This window comes from Synechococcus sp. BSA11S (assembly GCF_014224355.1).
Classification (GTDB): Bacteria; Cyanobacteriota; Cyanobacteriia; order PCC-6307; family Cyanobiaceae; genus Regnicoccus_A.
The window spans coordinates 1-22,124 of the sequence record NZ_VNWP01000008.1 but is presented as its reverse complement, the minus strand read 5'-3'; the positions used below and the strand labels follow the sequence as shown (position 1 = coordinate 22,124).

23 protein-coding genes and 2 tRNA genes are annotated in these 22,124 nt (G+C 68.6%); 12 read left to right on the top strand and 13 right to left on the bottom strand.

Annotated features, from left to right (window positions below; translation table 11 throughout):
• Positions 1–492, bottom strand: a complete 492-nt coding sequence (locus FPZ61_RS08765) for a YajQ family cyclic di-GMP-binding protein (RefSeq protein WP_185466148.1) — start codon at positions 490–492, stop codon at positions 1–3.
• A gap of 65 nt (positions 493–557) precedes the next feature.
• Between FPZ61_RS08765 and FPZ61_RS08760 the strand changes: the two genes are divergently transcribed.
• Positions 558–989: an MAPEG family protein gene (locus FPZ61_RS08760; RefSeq protein WP_185466146.1), complete on the top strand. Its 432-nt coding sequence runs from the start codon at positions 558–560 to the stop codon at positions 987–989.
• 12 nt (positions 990–1,001) lie between these two features.
• Here the strand turns inward: FPZ61_RS08760 and FPZ61_RS08755 are convergent, their stop codons facing one another.
• Complete coding sequence (locus FPZ61_RS08755; RefSeq protein WP_185466144.1) at positions 1,002–1,910, bottom strand: SPFH domain-containing protein; 909 nt, start codon at positions 1,908–1,910, stop codon at positions 1,002–1,004.
• Between the two features lie 103 nt (positions 1,911–2,013).
• Here FPZ61_RS08755 and FPZ61_RS08750 point away from each other — a divergent pair, with 103 nt between their 5' ends.
• A complete protein-coding gene (locus tag FPZ61_RS08750) occupies positions 2,014–2,463 on the top strand; it encodes an NfeD family protein (protein WP_185466142.1) in 450 nt (149 codons plus the stop codon).
• Here the strand turns inward: FPZ61_RS08750 and FPZ61_RS08745 are convergent.
• The 3 genes from FPZ61_RS08745 to ebsA are packed head-to-tail and all read right to left on the bottom strand — an operon-like array spanning position 2,441 to position 4,578.
• On the bottom strand, positions 2,441–2,953 hold the full coding sequence (locus tag FPZ61_RS08745; protein WP_185474803.1) for a DNA recombination-mediator protein A: 513 nt from the start codon (positions 2,951–2,953) through the stop codon (positions 2,441–2,443). The genes FPZ61_RS08750 and FPZ61_RS08745 overlap by 23 nt on opposite strands.
• A gap of 55 nt (positions 2,954–3,008) precedes the next feature.
• On the bottom strand, positions 3,009–4,106 hold the full coding sequence (locus FPZ61_RS08740; protein WP_185466138.1) for a phosphotransacetylase family protein: 1,098 nt from the start codon (positions 4,104–4,106) through the stop codon (positions 3,009–3,011).
• A 34-nt stretch (positions 4,107–4,140) separates the two neighbouring features.
• A complete protein-coding gene (gene ebsA, locus FPZ61_RS08735) occupies positions 4,141–4,578 on the bottom strand; it encodes a type IV pilus biogenesis protein EbsA (protein WP_185466136.1) in 438 nt (145 codons plus the stop codon).
• A 129-nt stretch (positions 4,579–4,707) separates the two neighbouring features.
• Between ebsA and FPZ61_RS08730 the strand changes: the two genes are divergently transcribed.
• Positions 4,708–5,484 carry an NAD-dependent epimerase/dehydratase family protein gene (locus FPZ61_RS08730; protein WP_370593415.1) on the top strand — a complete coding sequence of 259 codons (777 nt, stop codon included), beginning with the start codon at positions 4,708–4,710 and terminating at the stop codon, positions 5,482–5,484.
• A gap of 31 nt (positions 5,485–5,515) precedes the next feature.
• Here FPZ61_RS08730 and map read toward each other — a convergent pair whose 3' ends face one another.
• On the bottom strand, positions 5,516–6,379 hold the full coding sequence (gene map, locus FPZ61_RS08725; RefSeq protein ID WP_185466134.1) for a type I methionyl aminopeptidase: 864 nt from the start codon (positions 6,377–6,379) through the stop codon (positions 5,516–5,518).
• Between the two features lie 60 nt (positions 6,380–6,439).
• Between map and FPZ61_RS08720 the strand changes: the two genes are divergently transcribed.
• The 6 genes from FPZ61_RS08720 to gltX all read left to right on the top strand — a co-directional run bounded on the left by FPZ61_RS08720 (position 6,440) and on the right by gltX (position 9,386).
• The gene (locus FPZ61_RS08720) at positions 6,440–6,763 is read left to right on the top strand and encodes a peptidase (RefSeq protein ID WP_185466132.1); all 324 of its coding nucleotides are present in this window, start codon (positions 6,440–6,442) and stop codon (positions 6,761–6,763) included.
• A 42-nt stretch (positions 6,764–6,805) separates the two neighbouring features.
• A complete protein-coding gene (rplS, locus tag FPZ61_RS08715; RefSeq protein WP_255441495.1) occupies positions 6,806–7,336 on the top strand; it encodes a 50S ribosomal protein L19 in 531 nt (176 codons plus the stop codon).
• Positions 7,337–7,400: 64 nt separating this feature from the next.
• Positions 7,401–7,473: transfer RNA gene (locus tag FPZ61_RS08710), tRNA-Trp, on the top strand.
• Positions 7,474–7,509: 36 nt separating this feature from the next.
• Entirely contained in the window at positions 7,510–7,698 is a 189-nt protein-coding gene (locus tag FPZ61_RS08705) for a hyperconserved protein Hcp (RefSeq protein ID WP_006043540.1), read from the top strand.
• Positions 7,699–7,821: 123 nt separating this feature from the next.
• Positions 7,822–7,895: transfer RNA gene (locus FPZ61_RS08700), tRNA-Asp, on the top strand.
• Positions 7,896–7,919: 24 nt separating this feature from the next.
• Entirely contained in the window at positions 7,920–9,386 is a 1,467-nt protein-coding gene (gene gltX / locus FPZ61_RS08695) for a glutamate--tRNA ligase (RefSeq protein ID WP_185466130.1), read from the top strand.
• Here gltX and FPZ61_RS08690 read toward each other — a convergent pair.
• Together FPZ61_RS08690 and FPZ61_RS08685 are read right to left on the bottom strand one after the other, a co-directional pair.
• Positions 9,377–10,702, bottom strand: a complete 1,326-nt coding sequence (locus FPZ61_RS08690; RefSeq protein ID WP_185466128.1) for a sodium:proton antiporter — start codon at positions 10,700–10,702, stop codon at positions 9,377–9,379. The two genes, gltX and FPZ61_RS08690, sit on opposite strands and share 10 nt — an antisense overlap.
• A 23-nt stretch (positions 10,703–10,725) precedes the next feature.
• Complete coding sequence (locus FPZ61_RS08685) at positions 10,726–10,968, bottom strand: hypothetical protein (RefSeq protein ID WP_185466126.1); 243 nt, start codon at positions 10,966–10,968, stop codon at positions 10,726–10,728.
• A gap of 57 nt (positions 10,969–11,025) precedes the next feature.
• Here FPZ61_RS08685 and polA point away from each other — a divergent pair, with 57 nt between their 5' ends.
• Positions 11,026–13,863, top strand: a complete 2,838-nt coding sequence (polA, locus tag FPZ61_RS08680) for a DNA polymerase I (RefSeq protein WP_185466296.1) — start codon at positions 11,026–11,028, stop codon at positions 13,861–13,863.
• A gap of 89 nt (positions 13,864–13,952) precedes the next feature.
• Positions 13,953–14,405 carry a hypothetical protein gene (locus FPZ61_RS08675; RefSeq protein ID WP_185466124.1) on the top strand — a complete coding sequence of 151 codons (453 nt, stop codon included), beginning with the start codon at positions 13,953–13,955 and terminating at the stop codon, positions 14,403–14,405.
• On the opposite strand, the gene FPZ61_RS08670 is transcribed toward FPZ61_RS08675, so the two are convergent.
• The 4 genes from FPZ61_RS08670 to FPZ61_RS08655 are packed head-to-tail and all read right to left on the bottom strand — an operon-like array spanning position 14,335 to position 18,564.
• Positions 14,335–16,335 carry a nucleoside-diphosphate sugar epimerase/dehydratase gene (locus tag FPZ61_RS08670; RefSeq protein ID WP_255441494.1) on the bottom strand — a complete coding sequence of 667 codons (2,001 nt, stop codon included), beginning with the start codon at positions 16,333–16,335 and terminating at the stop codon, positions 14,335–14,337. The genes FPZ61_RS08675 and FPZ61_RS08670 overlap by 71 nt on opposite strands.
• Positions 16,332–16,841, bottom strand: a complete 510-nt coding sequence (locus FPZ61_RS08665; protein WP_185466122.1) for a hypothetical protein — start codon at positions 16,839–16,841, stop codon at positions 16,332–16,334. Before FPZ61_RS08665 ends, FPZ61_RS08670 begins: the two co-directional genes overlap by 4 nt.
• Positions 16,838–17,749: an archaeosortase/exosortase family protein gene (locus FPZ61_RS08660; RefSeq protein WP_185466120.1), complete on the bottom strand. Its 912-nt coding sequence runs from the start codon at positions 17,747–17,749 to the stop codon at positions 16,838–16,840. Before FPZ61_RS08660 ends, FPZ61_RS08665 begins: the two co-directional genes overlap by 4 nt.
• Complete coding sequence (locus FPZ61_RS08655; RefSeq protein ID WP_185466118.1) at positions 17,746–18,564, bottom strand: HpsJ family protein; 819 nt, start codon at positions 18,562–18,564, stop codon at positions 17,746–17,748. The genes FPZ61_RS08660 and FPZ61_RS08655 overlap by 4 nt, the downstream gene beginning before the upstream one ends.
• A 129-nt stretch (positions 18,565–18,693) precedes the next feature.
• Here FPZ61_RS08655 and FPZ61_RS08650 point away from each other — a divergent pair, with 129 nt between their 5' ends.
• Positions 18,694–21,072, top strand: coding sequence for a polysaccharide biosynthesis tyrosine autokinase (locus FPZ61_RS08650; protein ID WP_185466117.1), 2,379 nt, complete (start codon positions 18,694–18,696; stop codon positions 21,070–21,072).
• A 398-nt stretch (positions 21,073–21,470) separates the two neighbouring features.
• Here the strand turns inward: FPZ61_RS08650 and FPZ61_RS15880 are convergent, their stop codons facing one another.
• Positions 21,471–21,758, bottom strand: coding sequence for a hypothetical protein (locus tag FPZ61_RS15880; protein WP_370593414.1), 288 nt, complete (start codon positions 21,756–21,758; stop codon positions 21,471–21,473).
• Positions 21,759–22,124 lie beyond the last annotated feature (366 nt).

The following is a 22,124-nucleotide window of genomic DNA, read 5'->3' as shown; positions in this document are numbered from 1 at the left end:
TCAGCGGTAGTTCTCGAACTGGAGCGGCACCTCCGGGTCTTCGGCGCGCAGGATCTGGATCACCTGCTGCAGGTCGTCCTTGTTCTTGCCGGTGACCCGCAGGCTCTCGCCCTGGATCGCCACCGTCACCTTCTTGATCCGGTCGCGGACGGTCTTGCTGAGCGACTTGGCCAGCTCCTGGCTGAGTCCCTTGCGCAACTTCACCACCTGCTGGAGGCGGTTGCCGCCCACGGGCTCGGGGGTCTGGAAATCGAAGATCTTCAGCGAGAGCTGGCGTTTGGTGGCCTTCTGGCGCAGCACGTCGGCCACCGCCTCGAGGGTCATGTCACTGGCGGTGGTGATGGTGAGGCTGCCCTCCTCCAGCTCGATCTCGGTCCTGGAGTCCTTGAGGTCGTAGCGCTGGCCCACCTCGCGTCGCACCTGGTCCACGGCATTCACGAGTTCCTGCCGGTCGAAATCGGAAACCACGTCGAAGGAGTAGGTGTCGGCCATGGGCAGCGGCTGCGCTCGGATCGGGCTCAATCCTAGAAAAGAGGCCCTGCTGTTCTCCGTTGCCGATGCCCGCCGCCCTCATCGCCTCCGCCCCCGCCCTGGCCTGGTCGCTGTTGCTCTCGGGGGCGGTGGTGGTCCTCAGCCTGGTGCCCCTGGGGGCCGGGCGGGCCAGCGCCGACTTCACCCCGGCCGATCTGGCGGCGCCGCGGGCGATGTTCGAGCGGCTGCCGGCCTGGGGTCAGCGGGCCAGCTGGGCGCACCAGAACAGCTTCGAGGCCTTCACCCTGCACGCGCCGGCCTGCCTGCTCTGCCTGCAGGCGGGGGCGGGCGGCCTGCCGGTGACCGTGGCGGCCCTGCTGCAACCGCTGCTGCGGCTGGCCTACATCGGCGCCTACGTGGGCGACGTGCCGCTGCTGCGCTCCCTCTGCTGGGCGGGTGCCCTGCTCAGCACGGCCCTGCTCTACCTGGAAGGCCTCAGGGCCGTGTTGGCAGCCTGAACCCGGAACGCCTCAGCCCTTCTGCAGCCCCCGCAGGGCCGCCAGCAGGGCGGCAGGACTCTGGGGATCCACCATCAGCACACTGCCGCCGGGCGCCTTGCCCAGCTGCTCGCCCATCTCCATCCAGTCCTGGGCGAGCAGCAGCCGCAGCGCTTCGGAACCCGACGGGCTGGCCTCGATCAGCCGGGCCAGCTCGGCCGCGGCGTGGCCGCGGGCCATGGCCAGCATCTCCTGCTGCTTGGCCTGGGCCTCGGCATCGAGCAGCAGCGCCTCCTGCTGGGCCTTGGCATCGAGCACCAGGGCCTCGGCGCGGCCCTTGGCGGCATTCACCTCCGCTTCCCGCTGCCCTTCCGAGCGCAGCACCGCCGCCCGCTTCTCCCGCTCGGCGCTCATCTGCATCTCCATGGCCTGCTGCACGCCCGGCGAGGGCATGATGTCGCGCAGCTCCACCCGGGTCACCTTCACCCCCCAGGGATCGGTGGCCTGGTCGAGCTCCCGCAGCAGCATCTCATTGACGTCCTGGCGGGTGGTGAAGGTCTGATCGAGGTCGAGCTTGCCCATCTCGGCGCGGATCTGGGTGAGCACCAGGTTCACCATCGCCGCCTGCAGATCATCCACGCCGTAGTGGGCCTTGGCGTGCTGCAGCAGCTGCCAGTAGACCACCGCATCGACGGTGATCGAGACGTTGTCGCGGGTGATGCACTGCTGGGGGGGGATGTCGAGCACCCGCTCCTTCAGCGACTGGTTGCTGACCACCCGCTCCAGACCCGGCAGCACGAAGGAGAGGCCCGGCTGCAGCTCCCGGTCGTAGCGGCCGAGCCGCTCCACCAGCCGGGAGCGCCCCCCGCTGGTGACCTTCACCCCACTGGCGCCGAGCACGGCCAGAAGCACCAGGGCGGGGATGGAGAACAGACCTTCCATGGCAGCAGGCGCCGCAGCGCAGAACGGAACAGCGGCCCGAGCAGAGCCGGCTTCAGCCTAGGAAGACCCTTCGCCGCAGACTGGAGACCCCCGCGCTGTTGTGATGCATCCCCTGATCTGGCTGGCCGGTGGCGGGGTGTTGCTGCTGCTGGAGCTGATCTTCCCCAGCGTGGATGGGTTCGTGATCGGTGGGGTGGCGGCGCTGCTGCTCTCGGCCATCTCGGCGCTGCTGCCCCTGGCCGCCGGGATCCAGCTGGCGCTGTTCAGCCTGCTCTTCCTGGCGGGCTACGTGGGGCTGAGGCGCTGGTCGCTGCGGGGCCGCTCGGCACCCGATGCCCTCAGTGAGCCCGGCAGCGAGCGGGCGGAGGTGATCCAGCCCTTCGACGGGCGCGGGCGGGGTCGTGTGCGCTGGCAGGGCCAGAGCTGGGCGGCCGAGCTGCTGGAGAACGGCCGGGGGCCGGCCCCCCAGGCAGGGGAGGAGGTGACCGTGCTGAGGCGGGAGGGGACCCGCCTGCAGGTGCTCGCGACCCTCAGTCGAAGAACATCAGGCTGACCACCTTGTTCATGTCTTCAGCGGTGCGGCAGCTGGAGAGCAGGGTCTCACTGTCGTGGAAGGCGTAGCAGATGAGTTGGTCGCAGCGACCGATGATCTCCTGGTTGCAGAGGCTGCTGGCCATCGGCAGGGGAAGTTCGTCGTGCTCGGGCTTCTCGACCAGATGCAGCACCCGCTCGATCTGCTCCCGTGACTCTCTGGGCTGGCGCTCCAGGCTCTGGGGCAGGAGCACCGTGAGCCGGGCCGGATCGACACTGATCACCCCACGGATCACCGCCGCATTCACCCCCTGGGAGCCGGAGGTGATCAGGTTGTGACCCTCCTGGGCCAGGGAGCGGGCCACCAGCTCCACCAGGTGGATCGAGACGGCCGGGACATGGCGGCTGCCGAGGATGGCGATGCGGCGCTTGCCGCGATCCTGGAGCAGGGCCAGCTCCTGCGCCAGCGTGTCGATCCGGTCGAGGGCCGGCAGATCAAGGGACCGGGTCACCTCGTGAATGCATCCGATGGGGGGAAACTAGCAGCGCCCTTGCGGGGCCCATGGTTCAGCCCTGCACCGCCAGTCCGAGTCGCGCGTAGAGGCGATCGAAACGGCAGTGCTCCTCCACCAGGCGAATGGCGTAACTGGCCTTCACGGTTTCGTGCAGGCGCACATGACCGAAGGCGCGCTCGATCACTTCCACCGTGGTCAGGGTGTCCTGTTCCACCTTGAGGATCGGCACCTCGAGCTCCTCGGCGCGGCTGATCAGCTGGGGCAGGGGTTCACCGGCCCCGGTGAGGATCAGGCACTGGGTGGAGGCCTCCAGGGCCGCCAGCTGGATGTCGGTGCGGTCGGCACCGGTGACCACCGCCATGTTGCGGCGGCGGCGGAAGAACTCCATGGCGGAGTTGACGTTCATCGCACCGATCGAAAGGGTTTCCACCAGCAGATCGAGCCGCTCGTGGCAGCAGAGCACCCGGGCCTCGAGGCGCTCCACCAGCTCCTCCACGGTGACGCTGCGCAGCAGCGGACTGCGGGGCATCACGCCGAACACCGGCAGACCCAGCTGCTCGAGGGCCGGCACCACGTCGGCCCGCAGGCGCTCCGCGGCGTCGGGGTCGACGGCGTTGAGCACCACGCCGGCCAGCTGGTCCTGCAGCTGCTGGCGGGCCGCGAGCAGCGGATCGACGCTGCGGCTGTCGTCCCAGAGGTGAACCAGCACCACGGGAGCGTCGAGTCCCCGGGCCAGCTGGGGCAGGCTGAGGCCATAGAGCAGGCCTTCGCTGAGGGTGCCGGTGCCCTCCAGCAGGGTGAGGCCATCGGGGTAGGCCGCCAGCTGGTCACGCAGACGGGCGAAGCCCTCACCGGGATCCAGGTCGCCGCGCAGCAGCCGGTCCTGGGCCGTGGAGGCCTCGAGCAGATGCAGGGAGGGCAGCAGATGCGCCTCGGGCAGGCCGAGGATGTTGCCGATGAAGCGGACGTCGTCGTCGAGGCAGCCCTGGGATAGAGCCTCCCCCGGGCGGGCGGAACGCACGCTGGTGGCCAGAGGCTTGCCGTAGCGGACCGGGAAGCCCTTCTGGGCCAGGGTCCGGGTCAGGCCGAGCACCAGGGCGGACTTGCCGCTGAAGGGATCACAGGATCCGATCAGCAGGGTGCTGCTCATGGAATGACCTCGGGCTGGGCGCTGGGCCGTCAATCTATGCGGCGGTGGCCTGCGGGGACTCCCCCAGCAGCAGCCAGCGCCAGAAGCTCTCGGGCAGATCGCAGGCCGACGCCTCGAACACCTGGCCACTCTGCTGCTCCAGCAGGTCCATCAGCCAGCGCACCAGCTGGTGGGTGGGCAGTTCGAAGCGATAGCTGAGCTCAGGCGAGGCCGGGAAGCCGAGCTCACAGTGGCTGATCTCCTGCGGAGCGAGCCCCGCCTGCCAGCGCAGCTGGAAGGGATGCTCCCCTTCCGGCCTCAGGCACCTCACCCCATCGAGTTCCCCGAGGGTGAGGCGATCGAGCGCCTGGATCAACCAGGCCTCACGCGTCACGCCGTCGCAGTAGGGCGCATAGAGAGCCACCAGTCCCGGGTCCTGGCTGGCGGCGGTGGCACTGGAAGGGGCGGCACCGAAGCGGAAGAACTGACCCAAGGGTGGTGAGAGGGGGAACGGAGATCATCCAGGACGGGAAAGCTTCGCGGTCGCGCAGGCGGCCCGCCGGGGGGCGATGCCGATCACGGATGATTTCCCTGCAAAGAATGCCCCATCCCGACCGACTCCGTGCCTGGTCAGACCCCCTCAGCGCCCCTGCTGTCATTGCCCTTCACAGGCGCGCTGCTGCCACTGCGGGGACGCAGGGTGGCGGTGACCGGAGCCAGCGGCGCCCTGGGCACGGCCCTGCTGCGGGCCCTGCATGACCAGGGGGCCGAGCTGATCGCCCTGACCACCGCCACGGAGCCGGTGGCTCTGCAGGACGGGCAGGGCAGGCCGATCCCCCTGCGCTGCGTGGTCTGGTGCTGCGGGGAGGAGCAGCAGCTGGAACCACTGCTGCGCGAGGTCGACATCCTGGTGATCAACCACGGCGTGAACGTCTACGGCGACCGCAGCGCCGCGGCGATGGGGCGCAGCCTGGAGGTGAATGCCCTCAGCGCCTGGCGGCTGCTGGAGCTGTTCCTGGGGCTGGACGAAGCGCCCGCCGGCGGCCCCTGCCGGGAGGTGTGGGTGAACACCTCGGAAGCGGAGCTGCTGCCGGCCCTCAGCCCGCTCTATGAGATCAGCAAGCGCCTGCTCGGCCAGCTGATCAGCCTGCGGGTGCTCGACCATCAGGGGGAGAATCCCTGCCGGATCCGGCGCCTGGTGCTCGGACCGTTCCGCTCCGCCCTCAATCCCTTCGGGGTGATGAGCCCGGGCTTCGTGGCCGGCCAGGTGATCGCCCAGGCCCGCCGGGGCTTCGGCCTGATCATCGTGACCCCCAATCCGCTCACGCTGGTGCTGGTGCCGCTGCAGATGGCCCTGCGCCACCTGTACGGAAGCCTGTTCAGCAGGGCCGCCGGCTGAGGATCAGGGACAGGGATCCTGTGTCACGAGCTCAGAAGTCGCGGTCGGTGAGGATCTCGCAGCCGTCGGAGGTGACCACGATCGTGTGCTCCCACTGGGCCGAGAGCGAGCCATCCACGGTGACCACCGTCCATTGGTCACGCAGGGTGCGGCACTTCTTGCTGCCGGCATTGAGGATCGGCTCGACAGCCAGGGTCATGCCGGCGCGGAGCTTGAGGTTGGGCAGGTCGCTGGTGCGGAAGTTGAACACCGAGGGCTCCTCGTGCAGGTTGCGGCCCACACCGTGGCCGGTGTAGTCCTCCACCACGCTGTAGCCGTGGGCCTCGACGTGATCCTGCACGGCGCCCGCGATGTCGAGCAGGGTGTTGCCCGCCTTGATCTTGCCGAGGCCACGCATCAGCGATTCCTGGGCCACGCGGCTGAGCCGGGTGGTGTCCTCGGAGCAGTCACCCACGCAGATGCTCACGCAACTGTCGCCGTGGTAGCCCTCGAAGTAGGCGCCGGTGTCGATCTTGACCAGGTCACCCTCCCTGATCAGCTGTTTGGCGCTGGGGATGCCATGCACCACCTGGTTGTTGATGCTGGCGCAGATGCTGGCTGGAAAACCGTGGTAGCCCTTGAAGCTCGGGGTGGCGCCCATCTCGCGGATGCGTTGCTCGGCGTGGCGGTCGAGGTCGGCGGTGGTCAGGCCCGGAGCGGCCATCTCCATGATCTCGCGCAGCACCGTGGCCACGATGCGGCTGGCCTGGCGCATCACCTGGATTTCGCGGGCCGATTTGATCTCCACGCCCCGCCGTCCCTTCTGGATGCGCGGACCGGTGCTGGTGACGGCTGAGGCGGCACCGGTGGCGGCACGGCCCGGGGTACTCGCCAGCAGGTCTGCGAACAGATTCATTGACGGTGCCGGGCATTCCAGGATTCAAGCTATCAACTTTCCTGATCGCTGCTGAGCACCATGCAGGTCCTGGCCCGGCTGCGCCGCTGGCATGCCCTGATCGGGCCGGTGGTGGTGCTGCCGCTGCTGATCACCGTGACCAGCGGCATGGGCTACCGCCTGCTGCGCGACTGGGGTGGGCTCAGCCGCGATCAGGTGCACGTGCTGATGGTGCTGCACGAAGGCGAATGGCTCTCTCCTGCGGGCGAAACGCTCTATGTGGCGCTCAATGGCCTGGGGTTGCTCTGGATGCTGATCACCGGCAGCGGCCTGGCCCTGCAGGGCTGGAGCCGCCGGCGCAGCCGGGCGGAGAGACAGGAGGCCCGGGAGGATGGGGGAACATGAGCCGTTACAGTGGTTGTTTGGCCGGTCGATCGCAATTCTGGGATGGCAGCCGATTTGAACGACAGCGCCGAACCGAAGGCCGCACTGAAGGACGACACCAACATGGATGAGACGAGCGTGGATCAGACGGACGTTGATCAGACGGACGTGGTCGAGGCCGTCGCCGCCACGGCCGTGGAGGAGAAGCCCGCCGTGACCCCGGCTCGCACCGGCAAGCTGAGCGCCCAGGACCTGATCAAGGCCTTTGAAGCCGAGCAGCTCAAGAGCGATCTGCCCGAGATCTACGTGGGCGACACGGTGCGCGTCGGTGTGCGCATCAGCGAGGGCAACAAGCAGCGCATCCAGCCCTACGAAGGGGTGGTGATCGCCAAGCGCCACGGCGGGATGAACGAAACCATCACCGTGCGCCGGATCTTCCAGGGTGTGGGTGTGGAGCGGGTCTTCCTGCTGCACAGCCCCCAGGTCGCCACCGTCAAGGTGGAGCGTCGCGGTAAAGTGAGGCGTGCCAAACTTTTCTACCTGCGCGACCGTGTGGGGAAAGCTACCCGCGTGAAGCAACGCTTCGATCGCTGAAGCTTCATCGTTCATTGGCCCATGCCGGTGCCACTTCGTGCACCGGCTGAAGGGGCATCGTCATGCGCCGTTAGTTCAGCTGGTAGAACGCAGGTCTCCAAAACCTGATGTCGGGGGTTCAAGTCCTCCACGGCGCGCTCGATGCCCCTTCCTGCTCTTTCCTGGTTCCGGACATGGAGTTGGATCTACAACCCGGTGATGTGGTCAAGGTGCTGGAGTCTGCGGCTCTCGGCTGGGTACGCGCGAGGGTCATCCGGGTCAAATCCGGGGGCCGCGTGGTGGTCCAGAGCGATCAGGGCCGGGAATTCACCGCCAGGGGCAATCAGGTTCGCCTGATCGAACCCGCCGGCTTCCGCCCCTAGAGCTCGCCTGCTGGCCAGCCGGTTGACGGCGGGGCCAGCGGCAGTGGATACTTCTCTGGTCGTCGTCACGACGCCAGAAGCCAGATCAGGCCAGGGTTTTCGCCCCTCAGCCCCTGGCCATCTGGGACTGTAGTTCAACCGGTTAGAGCACCGCCCTGTCACGGCGGAAGTTGCGGGTTCGAATCCCGTCAGTCCCGTTTCACTCTCATGAGCATCTGCCGGTGACGGTTCGGGTTCGTCTGGCTCCCAGCCCCACGGGAACCCTGCACATCGGCACCGCCCGCACGGCGGTCTTCAACTGGCTGTTCGCCCGCCACCACGGTGGAGCGTTCCTGCTGCGCATCGAAGACACCGACCGGGAGCGCTCCAGGGCGGACTACACCGCCAACATCCTCGATGGTCTGGCCTGGCTCGGCCTCAGCTGGGACGACGAGCCGGTGATCCAGAGCGAGCGGATCGAGGCCCACCGCGCCGCCATCGCCCAGCTGCTCGCCTCGGGGCACGCCTACCGCTGCTTCGCCTCCGAAGCCGAGCTGGAGCAGATGCGTGAGCGGCAGAAGGCCAGCGGCTCGGCACCCCGCTACGACAACCGGCACCGGCATCTGACGCCCGAGCAGCAGCAGGCATTCATCGCCGAAGGCCGCGACGCGGTGGTGCGCTTCCGCATCGACGATGGCGCCACGATCGGCTGGAGCGATCTGGTGCGCGGGGAGATGCGCTGGAGCGGCAGCGACCTGGGGGGCGACATGGTGATCGCCCGGCGGGCGCCAGCCGATCGCATCGGCGACCCGCTCTACAACCTGGTGGTGGTGGTCGACGATGCCGCCATGGCCATCAGCCACGTGATCCGCGGCGAGGACCACATCGCCAACACGGCCAAGCAGCTGCTGCTCTACGAGGCCCTCGGCCTGCCGCTGCCCGTCTTCGCCCACACGCCCCTGATCCTCAACCAGGAGGGCCGCAAGCTCTCCAAGCGCGATGGCGTCACCTCGGTGGGTGAGTTCCGCGCCATGGGCTACACCGCCGAGGCCCTCGCCAACTACATGACCCTGCTGGGCTGGTCGCCGCCGGAGGGCCTGGGGGAGCGGTTCACGCTCGAGCAGGCCGCCGCGGCGTTCGACTTCGATCGGGTCAACCGGGCCGGGGCCCGCTTCGACTGGGACAAGCTCAACTGGCTGAACGCCCAGGTGCTGCACGAGCTGGCCCCCAGCGAGCTGCGCGAGGCCCTGGTTCCGCTCTGGCAGGCCGAAGGCTGGAGTGCGTCAGGCGCCAGCCCTGAGGCCTGGGAGCAGGAGCTCTCCGAGCTGCTCGGCCCCTCCCTCACCACCCTGCGCGATGGGGTCGAGCAGGCCAGGCCGTTCTTCGAGCGGCCCGAGCCCGACGCCGGCGCCCGCCAGCAGCTGCGGGCCGATGGAGCGATCGCGGCCCTCACGGCTGTGCTCGAGCGGCTTGAGGGACGCGACGCCAGCGACTCCGCCGACTGCCCGGATCTGAGCGTTGAGCAGGCCAAAAGCCTGCTGGCCGAGGCGGCCAGCGCCGCCGGGGTTAAGAAGGGGGTGCTGATGAAGAGCCTGCGGGCGGGCCTGCTGGGCAGCCTGCAGGGTCCGGATCTGGTCACCACCTGGCGCCTGCTGCACACCAGCGGCGAAGACCGGGCGCGGCTGCGCCAGGCCCTCGCTCAGGGCTGAGGGTTCTCCAGGGGCAAGGCCTGACTGGCCGCAGCCGCTGCCGGGATGACCCCGGCAGCAGCCAGCTGTTGATCCCTGGCTTCCTCCCGCTGGCGCTCCTCCGTCTCCATCTCCTCCACGGTGAGGCGCAGGCCCAGCAGGCCCGCCAGGGGAGTCGCGGTGAATCCCTGCAGGCCCACGGTCATCAGGATCGTGAGGAACACCAGCCCCTGCAGCGCTCCGGCCCCTTCCACCCCCGCTTCATAGAGCCGCAGGGCGAACAGGCTGGCCACAGCGGCGGTGACGATTCCGCGGGGGGCCAGCCAGCTCAGCAGCAGCTTCTGGCCGGCGCTGAGGGGAAGGCCGTAGGTGGCGATCTGCATGGCCACGGGCCGCACCAGCAGCATCAGGGTGAGCACGCAGGCCACACCACCCCAGCCGAGGGGGCTGAGATCCGCCCAGGCCACGTCGGAGGCCAGCAGCGGGAAGAGGATGCTGATCGCCAGCTTGGCCAGTTGGCGGATCAGGTCGTCGAGCATGGCGGCGTCGGTGTCGGCGAAGCGGCCCACCAGCACCCCGGCCATCACGGCGGCGGGCAGGCCCGATTCGGGCATCAGCACCTCACAGCCGGTGAACATCAGGAACATCACCCCCAGGGTGAGCTGCAGACGCAGACCGCTCTCGGGGTCGACCGGCAGCCGCCGCAGCAGCACCGCCAGCAACAGGCCGCTCAGGGCACCGACGGCCACGCCGAAGCCGAGCCGCTGCAGCAATTCCAGGGCCAGGTCCTGCCAGTCGTAGTGGTCGGTGAGCACCAGCTCCAGCAGCAGCAGCGCCAGCACGGCCCCGACCGGCTCCAGCACCAGGCCCTCGCCCTCCAGCACATCGCCCAGGGGAGGCGCCAGGCGCATCTGCTGAATCAGGGGGGTGACCACGGTGGGGCCCGTGCCCAGCACGATCGCGCTGTACACCGCCGCCAGCTGCCAGCTCAGACCGGCGAGCCAGTGGGCCGCCAGCAGGCCGGCGGGAAGGGCCACCAGCAGACGCACCAGCACGATCCGCAGCACCGCCTGGCGGGTGGTGGTGCCGGGGAGGCTGAGCTTGAGCCCCCCGTCGAACAGCACCAGGCTGACCAGGAGCCCCACGATGGTTTCCAGGCCACTGCCCAGGGCGAAGGGGTCCACCAGCCCCAGCCCCGCGCGGCCGATCAACAGACCGGAGGCCAGCAGCAGCACCACCGACGGCAGGCCAGTGAGCAGGGAGGCGAGCTGGGCGAGGGCACCGGAGAACACGGTGATCCCCCAGAGCAGCTGGAGCCTCTCGGGGGCATCAGTCATGGCACGATTCAACCACCATGGACTCAGTCGTCGAGGGCGGTGTACCTCGGCTCGACCCGGATGCCGATCACGCTGCTCGGACGCAGCACCAGGTATTCCCCCTCCAGGTCGTTGATCGGCACATTGATGAAGGCCTCGGGCGGACCGGCGTTGAGCACGGTGCCGTACCACTGCTGAAAGGCTTCGAGCGTGGGGAAGTGCACCAGTTCCCGGTGCCCTCCGGCCAGGAGCAGGTGGATGGCGTAGCGGCGGGGTTGGCGCGTCATGGCGGCACGACCGTTGCCCCCCAGAATGCCCCAGCCGGCATGGGGAAGGGGACGGGGATGGCCGAGGCACCGATGCTGCTGCTCGTGGATGGCCATTCCCTGGCCTTCCGCAGCTTCTACGCCTTCGCCAAGGGGGGCGAGGGGGGCCTGAGCACCAGGGAGGGGGTGCCCACCAGCGTCACCTATGGCTTTCTCAAGGCCCTGCTGGAGAACGTGAAGGGGCTGACCCCCCAGGGGGTGGTGATCGCCTTCGACACGGCCGAGCCCACCTTCCGCCACGAGGCCGACGCCAGCTACAAGGCCCACCGGGATGAGGCGCCGGAGCAGTTCTTCGCTGATCTGGCCAACCTGCAGGAGATCCTCTCCGGGGCGATGGATCTGCCCCTGTGCATGGCCCCCGGCTACGAGGCCGACGACGTGCTCGGCACCCTGGCCAACCGGGCCGCCGACGCGGGCTGGCGGGTGCGGATCCTCTCGGGTGATCGCGACCTGTTCCAGCTGGTGGATGACGCCCGCGACATCGCCGTGCTGTACATGGGCGGCGGACCCTATGCGAAAAGCTCAGGCCCGCTGACGATCCGCCGCGAGGGCGTGATCGCCAAGCTCGGGGTGCCGCCGGAGGAGGTGGTGGACCTCAAGGCCCTCACCGGCGATGCCAGCGACAACATCCCCGGGGTGAAGGGCGTGGGACCCAAGACCGCCATCACCCTGCTGAAGGCCCACCTCAACCTCGATGGCATCTACGCGGCGCTGGATCAGCAGAAGGGCGCCCTCAAAACCAAGCTCGAAACCGACCGGGAGAACGCCTACCGCTCGCGCATGCTCGCCGAGATCCTGGTGGACATCCCCCTGCCGGCCGAACCGCGGCTGACGCTCGGCGACGTGGACGCCGCGGCCCTGGCCCAGCGGCTGGAGGAGCTGGAGCTGCACAGCCTGGCCCGGCAGCTGGGGGCCTTCGAGCGGGCCTTCTCCGCCGATCACCGGGCCCAGGAGCCATCTGCCTCAGCGGCCGCTCCAGACGGCGCCCCGCCAAGCCTGGAGCCGGAGATCATCCAGACCCCGGCGCAGCTGGAAGCCCTGCTGGAGCGGCTGATGGCCGCCAGCGATCCCGCCCGGCCGATCGCCCTCGACACCGAGACCACAAGCCTGAACCCCTTCCAGGCGGAACTGGTGGGGGTGGGGCTCTGCTGGGGCGAAGGGGTCAGCGAGCTGGCCTACATCCCGATCGCGCACCAGCCAGCGGCCCAGCAGCTGCCGCTGGATCAGGTGCTGGCGGCCCTGGCCCCCTGGCTGGAGAGCACCCGGCACCCGAAAACGCTGCAGAACGCCAAGTACGACCGGCTGATCCTGCTGCGCCACGGCCTCAGCCTGGAGGGGGTGGTGATGGACACCCTGCTGGCGGATTACCTGCGCGATGCCAATGCCAAGCACGGGCTGGAGGTGCTGGCGGAGCGCAATTTCGGTTTCACGCCCACCAGCTTCAGCGCGCTGGTGGCCAAGGGGGAGACCTTCGCGGCGGTGCCGATCGAGGCCGCCGCCCGCTACTGCGCCATGGATGTGCATCTCACCTGGCGGCTGACGCCGCTGCTGCGCGGCCAGCTGCAGGAGCTGGGGGAGGCCCTGCCGAAGCTGCTCGATCAGGTGGAACTGCCCCTGGAGCCGGTGCTGGCGCGGATGGAGGCCACCGGCATCCGCATCGACAAGCCCTACCTGGCGACCCTGAGCGAGGAACTGGCCGGCACCCTCGCCGGCCTCGAGGCCGGCGCCCGCCAGGCCGCCGGGGTGGAGTTCAACCTGGCGTCACCCAAGCAGCTGGGGGAGCTGCTGTTCGAGACGCTCGGGCTCGAGCGCAGGAAATCGCGCAAGACCAAGACCGGCTGGAGCACCGATGCCGCCGTGCTCGAGAAGCTCAGCGGCGACCATCCGGTGGTGCCGCTGGTGCTGGAGCACCGCACCTTGAGCAAGCTCAAGAGCACCTACGTGGATGCGCTACCGGCGCTGGTGGAGCCGGAAACGGGCCGGGTACACACCGATTTCAACCAGGCCGTGACCGCCACCGGGCGCCTGTCGAGCAGCAACCCGAACCTGCAGAACATCCCCATCCGCACCGAGTTTTCCCGGCGCATCCGCAAGGCGTTCCTGCCCCAGGAGGGCTGGCAGCTGATCAGTGCCGACTACTCCCAGATCGAGCTGCGCATCCTCACCCACCTCTGCGGCGAGGAGCTGCTGGTGGAGGCCTACGCCAAGGGCGACGACGTGCACGCCCTCACGGCCCGGCTGCTGCTGGAGAAAGAGGAGGTGACAGCGGACGAGCGGCGCCTGGGCAAGACGATCAACTTCGGCGTGATCTACGGCATGGGCGCCCAGCGCTTCGCCCGCGAAACCGGCGTCAGCCAGGCCGAGGCCAAGGAGTTCCTGAGCAAGTACAAGCAGCGCTACCCGAAGGTGTTCGCCTTTCTGGAGCTGCAGGAACGGCTGGCCCTCAGCCGCGGCTATGTGGAAACGATCCTGGGGCGCCGGCGGCCCTTCGCCTTCGACCCAGGCGGGCTGGGGCGGCTGCGGGGCAAGCCGCCGGAGGAGATCGAGCTGGAGGTGGCCCGCCGGGCCGGGATGGAGGCCCAGCAGCTGCGGGCGGCGGCCAATGCGCCGATCCAGGGCTCCAGCGCCGACATCATCAAGCTGGCGATGGTGCAGCTCGACCAGCAGCTGCGGGCCTCGGGCCTGCCGGCGCGCCTGCTGCTGCAGGTGCACGACGAACTGGTGCTGGAAGCGGCTCCCGAGGCGCTCGAGGCGGTGCTGGCGGCGGTGAAGCAGGTGATGGAGAACGCCGTGCGCCTGCGGGTGCCGCTGCTGGTGGACACGGGGGTGGGGCCGAACTGGATGGAGGCGAAGTGAGCGGAGCGGCAGCCGGTAGGTACCGGGCACGGCGGACCTGGTTGATAATCGGATTCAGGTGAGTCCACCGGTCCCCGATGCCGTCCTCGATGCCATCAGCGCTTCCGGAGCCTGAATCACCACGGCGCAACCGCCGGCCGCGCAGGCGGGAGCTGTTCTGCCCGGCCCACCCCGAGCAGCGCCTGCTGGGCAACGGCCGCAAGTACTTTCTGCACCTGCTCACCCCCGAGCAGCTCAAGCAGCGGGGCATGAGCGACAAGAAAGCGCGGCTGGTGATCCAGGCCTACCCGGTGCTGGTGCTCAGCAACGAATGGCTGGAGGAGCTGTTCTGCCCGGCCTGCGGGGGCAGCCGCTGGTGCCATGTGTCGAAGCACGATCGGATCAGCCACACGGTGCGCTGGGCGGAGCGCGACCTCTGGGCGCAGGTGGCCCATGTGGATCCGGTGGTGGCCAACCCGAGCGTGGGTGAGTTCACGCGGCGGGAAGCCCGGCGCCACCGCCATCGCCGCCAGGACGGTCGCTCCTGGTACGACGCCCGCTGAGATCAGCCAACGCAGGGGAGGCCTGGGGTGGCTGGTATTCCGGCACCAGCGCCTGGAGGGCCTGGAACAGCATCCGGTCGTCCCAGTGATCGAGGGCCTGCTGCAGCTGGGCGAGCAGCGGCTCGAGCTGCTCGAAGGGCAGGAACTGCTCGTGGGCCTTGCGGATCAGGGGATGGTCCGTGGGCTGGTCGGTTGGCTGGATCAGCAGCTCCTCGTAGAGCTTCTCGCCGGGGCGCAGGCCGCTGAAGCGGATGGCGATCTCCCCCTCGGGGTGGTCGTCGTCGCAGATGGAGCAGCCCGAGAGGCGGATCATCTGGCGGGCCAGATCGAGGATGCGCACGGGCTCGCCCATGTCGAGCACGAACACCTCTCCGCCACTGGCCATGCCGCTGGCCTGCAGCACCAGCTCCACGGCTTCTGGAATGGTCATGAAGTAGCGGGTGATCTCCGGGTGGGTCACCGTGACCGGCCCCCCGGCGGCGATCTGGCGGCGGAAGAGGGGCACCACCGAGCCGGAGGAGCCGAGCACATTGCCGAAGCGCACCATCGAGCAGATCGGCCCGTTGCGCTGGGCGGCGGCCTGCACCAGCAGCTCACAGATCCGTTTGCTGGCGCCCATCACGTTGGTGGGGCGCACGGCCTTGTCGGTGGAGATCAGCGTGAAGCGCTCCATGCCGCAGCTGAAGGCCACCTCCAGGGCCACGCGGGTGCTGAGCACGTTGTTGGCCACCCCCGCGCAGGCGTTCTGCTCAAGCAGGGGCACGTGCTTGTAGGCCGCGGCATGGAACATCACCTGCACGGCCTGCTCACGGCAGAGGCTCTCCAGGCGAGCCTGGTTGCAGGCGTCGCCCAGGACCGCCAGGGGATGGGGCCAGGGCCCATCGGCCTGTGACCTGAAGCCTTCGAGACTCTGCTCGAGCTCATAGAGGGCCACCTCACTGCGATCGAGCAGCACCAGGCGGCGGGGCCCGAGCCGCAGGATCTGGCGGCAGAGCTCGGAGCCGATCGAGCCGCCGGCCCCGGTGACCAGCACCACCTTGCCGCCCACGGCGGCCCGCAGCAGGGCGGGGTCGGGATCGCTCGTCTCGCGGCCGAGCAGGTCCTCGATCGCCACGGCCCGCAGCTCGCTCACCTGCTGATCGCCGGCGGCGATGCGGGCCAAGGAGGGGATGGTGAGCACCGCCAGCCCCAGGGCACTGAACTGCCCGGCCAGCTCCAGGCGGCGCCGGCGTGGGGCCGAGGGGATGGCCAGCAGCACCTGCTGGAGGCCATGGCGCTCGATCAGGCGCGGCAGCTCGTGGGGGGAATGGATCGGGATTCCCTGCAGGCGGCGGCCCCAGAGCGAGGGGTCGTCATCGACAACGGCCAGCAGCCGGTAGGCGCTCGTGTAGCGCAGGTCGGCCAGCAGCTGGGCGGCCGCCTGGCCGGCCCCGTACACCACCGCCTGCACCGGGGCGCCCCTCTCCTGGTCCCTGGCTGCACGCGCTGGCAACATCGGCCTCAACGACGGCCGGGCCAGCCAGAGCCGCAGCAGATCGCGCAGGCCGATGCGCACGGCGATGGCGGCGCCGGAGTAAAGCAGCCAGAACAGGATCCAGAAGCTGCGGAAGGGTGGATCGGCCCGGCCGCTGAGGGTGGAGACCAGCAGCAGCAGCAGCACGATCAGGCCGCTGCGGGGCAGCAGGCCGTAGAGGGTGTGGCTGCCGGAGTAGCGGGTGAGCCCCCGGTACCAGCCGCTGAGCAGCAGCACGAGCCAGGCGATTCCCACCGCCCAGGGCAGGAGGTGGAGGTTGCTCTGGAACCAGGGGGAGTTCCACTGGCCGATCCGCAGCGCGAAGCTCAGCCAGAAGCTGAGGGCGATCAGCAGGGCATCCACCGCCATCACGGCCAGGCGGCGCGGCAGCCTCTGAAGCCGCTGGGAGCTGATCAAGGACGACCTTCCCAGAGGCAGAGGTTGGCGCGGTAGGGGCGCAGGCCAGCCAGCCAGGCGAGCAGGGCGGGCCGCGATGGGGGCTGCTGCGCCATCCAGGCCAGCCAGGCGGCGTTGGTGGGCAGCTGGGCCACTCGGTTTCCGCCGGCATCGAGCACCACGCACTGGCCTCGGGCTGTGGGCCCCACCAGCTCCGGCCCGATCGCCTGCACCGGCATGGCCACGCCGGTGCCGCTGCTGGCCAGGGTGAGCAGCCGCAGACGGATCGGCGGGCCGCCGCCGCCAGCGGTGGGCTGGTAATCGGCCGCCGCCAGCAGGGTGAGCGCCGGCGGGAGCTCACCGGGATCGCCCGCGGCCGGAGTGCGCCGGTAGAGGCGGCCGTTGCGCTCGAGCTGATCGGGGAAGGCGGGCCAGGATCCAGCACCGGGCCGGCGGAACCAGGTTTCGAGCGAGAGCACCACGCTCCAGGCCGCCAGGGCGAACAGGGCCCAGCGCGCGCCGCTCATGGCCGAGTGCCCCGCAGCAGGCGGGCGGAGCGCAGATTCAGCTCCAGCACCAGCACCCAGACCAGGCAGACCAGGGTCATGGCCCCCAGGGAGAAGAGATTCGAGCCCAGGCCGTCGTGCCAGAAGCCGAAGCTGCGCCACTGGGCCAGCCCCTCCAGGTCTGGGGTGAAATCGGTGTGGGCCAGCAGCACGATCCGCACGAGATTGACGGCAAAAGCGAGCAGCACGGCGAGCGGGCCGAGAACGAGGCCGGCGGCGATCGAGGGGGATCGACGCGAAAACGGCGGGCAAGCGGGCGGCGGCAGCAGGATCACCAGCACCACCGCCGCCGCCAGGCAGAGGGCCATGGTGTTCACGCCGGTGCAACTGGCATCCACCACCAGAACCTGCCCTGGCAACACGATGTTTCGCCCTTCGGCGAAGGCCGGGCGACCCAGCAGCCAGAGCAGCAGGGAGGAGGCCCAGGCGGTGAGCGAGGCCAGGGGGGCGGTGGGCAGGAAGCGGTTGATCAGCACCTGGGCCGGCAGCAGGGCACCGATCAGGGCCAGGGCGGCCAGGCCGGAGGAGCGCCAGGCCAGGCCGCCCAGCAGGGCCAGCCCGAGCAGGGAGGCCAGGGGCAGCAGGTGCAGCAGAGGGTCGTAGAGACGGGCCACGCGACTGAGCACCAGCAGGCTCCAGAGCAGCAGCAGCAAGCCGGGCAGCACTCTGGAGCGCGGCAGCTGATCAAGGGCCGGGGCTGAGGTCTGTTCTTCGCGCTCCATCAGCAGCAGGGCCCCGGCCAGCCACGACAGGCTGGCCATGATCGCGAAGGCTGCGTAGTCGGCCCGAACCAGCAGGGTGAGCTGAGCAGCAGCAAGGCAGGAGAGCAGGGTGAGCCGCGCCCAGCCTTCAGCCGTGGCCTTGATCATGCAGGCGTCTCGTTCGGTCCGGATTCGGCGTCGAGCTCGTCGTCTTCAAGGGCCTGCCTGAGACGGCGAGCCTCCAGCACCCGCTCCACGGTGGTCTGCAACGAGCGCGGCCAGATCAGCGCAGCAGCGAGGTAGTAGAGGGCATAGATCAGGGCCGTGATCGCCAGCCGCACCATCTGGCGGGCCAGCTGACCGGCGGCATTGGAACGAGCCACCTGACTCTGCCGGCTCAGGTTGGCCTCCGCCCTGGTGAGCAGCCGATCCACCTGCTGGCGCAGTTCCGGCAGGGGACTGTTCTGATTGAGGGGAGTGCCCTCCTGCTGCAGGGCCTGCAGGATCTGGGGCTGACGGGCCACGAGCGCCCGCAGCCGCTCCACGCTGGTCTCCCCGTCCACCTGCTCGCGGAACTTGCCCAGGTTCTCCATGGAGGTGCGCAGCTGGCCATCCAGGGAAGCCACGCCGTCGGTAGTGAGCCGTTGCCCCACACCAACCACCACCACGGCCGTGAGCAGGTACGAGAGGGCGGCCAGGCGCAGCAGCGGCTGCAGCCAGCGGGCCAGCCAGCATTCCCACAGGGCCGGCAGGGCATCGCCGCTGAAGCCGAAGAACAGGAACAGTACGGCCACCGCCGGCAGGGTGGAGCGCTCCAGCACTTCGGTGATCACCGCCAGCATGCGCTGGGGGCTGGCGAAGGGTGGTGGCACTAGCGCCGTGAGCACGCTGGCCAGAAACACCAGCAGCAGGGTGTAGGCGCAGAGGCGGCCGAGGCTGCGAACTTTGCGACGGCTGAAGTCGTCCTGCAGCTCAATCGTCATGAAGCACGGGCTTTGTGCGCGAGGTTACGACGCGTGTTCAGCCAATGGCCGTGGGAGGCCTGCAAAGCGCCACAGCCTGGATGGCGTGCCCGGGGAATTCCCATACACTCAGCTCAAAGTTCGGCAGATATGGCCTCCAGCACCCCGGACACCCCAGCGCCCACGGCCTATGCCCTGATGCCGGCGGCCGCGCCTTTGGAGGAGAGCGGCGTGGGCCTCAAGGGGCTGGTGCGGATCCTGCAGCGGCGGCGGCGCATCTTCCTGGCCACCGCGGTGGCGGTGACCCTGGTGGCCGGACTGTGGACGGTGTACCGACGCATCAACAGCCCGGTGTTCCTGGGGGGCTTCAGCCTGCTGATCTCCGATCCGATCAGTGAAAGCGGTGGGGCTACCGGCGGCGATGCCGGTTCCGGAGCGATCGCCTCGGTGGCCCGCAATGTGAGCCGCAACGATGTGCCCACCCTGATCCGGGTGCTGGAGAGCCCCACGGTGCTGGAGCCGGTGTTCACCGACCTGCAGCGGCGGTATTCCGATCAGAAGCTTCCCCAGGTGACGGTGAGCCTGGTGTCGGCCGATCCCACCCAGAAAAACCCGATCCTGGCCTCTGGGGTGCTGGCCGTGCAGGCCCGAGGCGGCAGCCCGGAGCTGGTGAACGAAACCCTGAAGCTCACCGAGAAGGCCTACCTGAGCTGGGCCCTGCAGCAGCGGCGCGAGAAGCTCACCGAAGGGGTGAAATTCCTCGACGAACAGGCGCCGGAACTGCAGGCCCGCAGCTCCGAACTCCAGGGTGAACTGGAGCGCTTCCGCACCAGCAACAACGTGCTGGCCCCTGAAACCGAAGCCGCCGCCGTGCGCAGCCAGGCCGAAGAGCTGCGCGGCTCTCTCGAGAACCAGCTGGCGGAACGCCGCCGGCTGCAGCAGGTGCGGGCCGATGTGGCGGCCGGCCGGCTCACCGCCCGCACGTTCACCAGCTCCGCTGGCGATAGGGGCAGCACCGAATCCGCTGGCTCCGGCACGAGCGTGACCCTGGATGTGCCCAACCAGCCGCTGCTCACCGAGCTCAACCGGCTGGAGGGGGAGATCGCCGAGGCCCGCTCGATCTACACCGCCGATTCCCCCTACCTGCGCAACCTGATCAGCGCCCGCGACCAGCTGAAGCCGGCGCTGCAGCGCAAGGAACTGGAGGCGGTGGATGCCACCCTGCAGCAGCTCGATGGCTCGATCGCGGCGCTGCGCTCCCAGATCGGCGGCACCGACGACCGCTTCCGCAGCCAGCCGGCCCTGCTGCGCCAGTACGAAGACCTGCAGCAGAAACTGGAGATCGCCCAGGGCAACCTGGCCAGCTACCAGAGCACCCGCGACCAGTTCCAGCTGGAGATCGCCCAGAACAATGTGCCCTGGAAGGTGATCAGCCCGGCGGCGGTGAATCCCACCCCGGTGGAACCACGTCTGGGCAGGGGGCTTCTGCAGGGCCTGCTGCTGGGGGTGGTGGCCGGAGGCGGTGTGGCCCTGGTGCGGGATCGCCTTGATCATGTGTTCCACACGCCGGGTGAAGTGCGTGAGGATCTGAAGGTGCCCCTGCTGGGCCACATCCCCTACATCTCCTTCTTCGAGGGGGTGCGGCGCGACAAGCGCTTCCTGCTCAATGATCTCGACGCCCAGCAGACCGGCATGGCCGGCTACCAGCGCTTCACTTACCAGGAGGCGTTCCGCAATCTCTACACCAGCCTGCGCTTCCTGAACAGCGACCGACCGGTGAAATCGGTGGCGGTGAGCAGCTCGGTGCCGTCGGAAGGCAAGAGCCTGCTGATCGTGCTGCTGGCCAAAACCCTGAGCGAACTGGGCAAGCGGGTGCTGCTGGTGGATGCGGACCTGCGCCAGCCGCAGGTGCACCACCGGCTGGGCCTGAACAACCTGAGTGGCCTCTCCAACCTGCTCACCGAGGACGGTGCCAACTGGCGCTCACTGCTGCAGACGGTGCCTGACCACGCCAGCTGGCAGGTGCTCACCGCCGGCCGCCGGGTGCCGGACCCGCCGCGGCTGATGAGCTCCGAGCGCATGGGCCACCTGGTGCAGGACATCGCCGCGTCGGGCGCCTACGACCTGATCCTGTACGACACCCCGCCGGCCCTGGGCCTGGCCGATGCCTCACTCCTGGCGGAAAACCTGGATGGAATCCTGCTGGTGGTGGGCCTGAACAAGGTGGACCGCCAGTTGCCCGCTCAGGCTGTGGAGCGCATCCGAGCGGCGGGTGCCCCACTGCTGGGGGTAGTGACCAATTCGCGCATCGCCTCTGGCGATCGCACCAACATCTATGGCTATTCGAAGTATGGCTATGGCAGCTACACCGATGGAGCCTCTGCGCTGGATCCCAGCACGGCTTACAACTACTACAACACCGGTGGTGAGCGTGAGGACAGGACCAAGCCCCAGGGAATCAAGGCCTTCCTTCCCACCAAAGCCAATGCCAAGCGGGTGAAGAGAGGTCTCAAGGATTGGCTGTCATGAATACTTGAAAGCCTAGGATTCCACGAGAAAGGCATTAAAGATTAACAGAGGAGCCGACCATCCGACAAGACTCTTAAGGGCACCTCTAATTGCTGCTATTGCCATAGCCGAGGCAGCCTTGAGAAGCTACAAGCGTATCGACTGCACGTGCAGATTACCCTGAAGAGTTCCATCCAGTACTTCAATGTGGGCTGAGGTAACCGATTGTTGGGTGACGGCGCTCGCGGTCGTAATACCCCTCGATCCAGAAGGCCAGATCGCGCTCCAATCACTGCTTCGCAGAAGCCTTCGGCTACATGGTGGAGAAAAAACTCTCCGCCACGGCATTGTCCCAGCAGCAGCCCTTTTCGGACATGCCGCAGACAATTTCGCGTTTCCTCAGCAGGTCGCGGTACGCATTAGCCCGGTTCTGGGCTTGCCCTGATCCGTATGCAGGAGCAGCTGCTCCGGTTGCACCTGACGATGGCCCAGAGCCCGGTGAAGGGTCTCGATGACCAAGGGCTGCATCGATCCGCTGATCCAGCTTCCAGCCGACAACCCGGCGGCTGAACAGGTCGATCCACACCGCCAGGTACCGCCAGCTGGCTGTGGTCCCGATGGTGGTGGCGTCCTATCGGATGCCCTGCAGCGCGCAGCTCCTGGTGGATCCGCGGGGATCCGTGGAAACCGCGGTGCTCCCGGAACACTGCCTCGATGTCAGCGGTGAGCCGAGCGCGTTCTCGGCCGCCCGCTTTGCCGGCGCCTCCTGCCGCTGCCGCTGGGGGTTGGTCATCGATGGACAGTCTGGTGGTCAGGATGTGACCCTTGTCAACTTGTCCTCAGAACCGGGTCAGCCCCACCATGATCCCAGGCTCGTTGCGTGCCACCCTGGCTAGTGTCTACAACGGCCAGATCCTGGTTGACTTCTCTTTCAGCAGCGTCTAGGTGTGTTTTCTCACCAGGTCATTCAGCGATCAGCAGTCGCTGGAGGGACTGCTGAGGCGTGAGGCCACCGAGAGCCATGTGGCACCTGTTGCCGTTATAGATCCCCAGATAGCGACGTAGCCAGCGGT

Coding starts and splice junctions, on each gene's coding strand:
- FPZ61_RS08755 (WP_185466144.1), bottom strand. CDS start 1,910: ATGGAAGGTCTGTTCTCCATCCCCGCCCTGGTGCTTCTGGCCGTGCTC.
- FPZ61_RS08685 (WP_185466126.1), bottom strand. CDS start 10,968: ATGACGCGCCAACCCCGCCGCTACGCCATCCACCTGCTCCTGGCCGGA.
- rplS (WP_255441495.1), top strand. CDS start 6,806: ATGGCAGCCGATTTGAACGACAGCGCCGAACCGAAGGCCGCACTGAAG.
- FPZ61_RS08750 (WP_185466142.1), top strand. CDS start 2,014: ATGCATCCCCTGATCTGGCTGGCCGGTGGCGGGGTGTTGCTGCTGCTG.
- polA (WP_185466296.1), top strand. CDS start 11,026: ATGGCCGAGGCACCGATGCTGCTGCTCGTGGATGGCCATTCCCTGGCC.
- FPZ61_RS08720 (WP_185466132.1), top strand. CDS start 6,440: ATGCAGGTCCTGGCCCGGCTGCGCCGCTGGCATGCCCTGATCGGGCCG.
- FPZ61_RS08665 (WP_185466122.1), bottom strand. CDS start 16,841: ATGAGCGGCGCGCGCTGGGCCCTGTTCGCCCTGGCGGCCTGGAGCGTG.
- FPZ61_RS08660 (WP_185466120.1), bottom strand. CDS start 17,749: ATGATCAAGGCCACGGCTGAAGGCTGGGCGCGGCTCACCCTGCTCTCC.
- FPZ61_RS08765 (WP_185466148.1), bottom strand. CDS start 492: ATGGCCGACACCTACTCCTTCGACGTGGTTTCCGATTTCGACCGGCAG.
- FPZ61_RS08650 (WP_185466117.1), top strand. CDS start 18,694: ATGGCCTCCAGCACCCCGGACACCCCAGCGCCCACGGCCTATGCCCTG.
- FPZ61_RS08760 (WP_185466146.1), top strand. CDS start 558: ATGCCCGCCGCCCTCATCGCCTCCGCCCCCGCCCTGGCCTGGTCGCTG.
- FPZ61_RS08675 (WP_185466124.1), top strand. CDS start 13,953: ATGCCATCAGCGCTTCCGGAGCCTGAATCACCACGGCGCAACCGCCGG.
- FPZ61_RS08655 (WP_185466118.1), bottom strand. CDS start 18,564: ATGACGATTGAGCTGCAGGACGACTTCAGCCGTCGCAAAGTTCGCAGC.
- FPZ61_RS08705 (WP_006043540.1), top strand. CDS start 7,510: ATGGAGTTGGATCTACAACCCGGTGATGTGGTCAAGGTGCTGGAGTCT.
- map (WP_185466134.1), bottom strand. CDS start 6,379: ATGAATCTGTTCGCAGACCTGCTGGCGAGTACCCCGGGCCGTGCCGCC.
- FPZ61_RS08740 (WP_185466138.1), bottom strand. CDS start 4,106: ATGAGCAGCACCCTGCTGATCGGATCCTGTGATCCCTTCAGCGGCAAG.
- FPZ61_RS08690 (WP_185466128.1), bottom strand. CDS start 10,702: ATGACTGATGCCCCCGAGAGGCTCCAGCTGCTCTGGGGGATCACCGTG.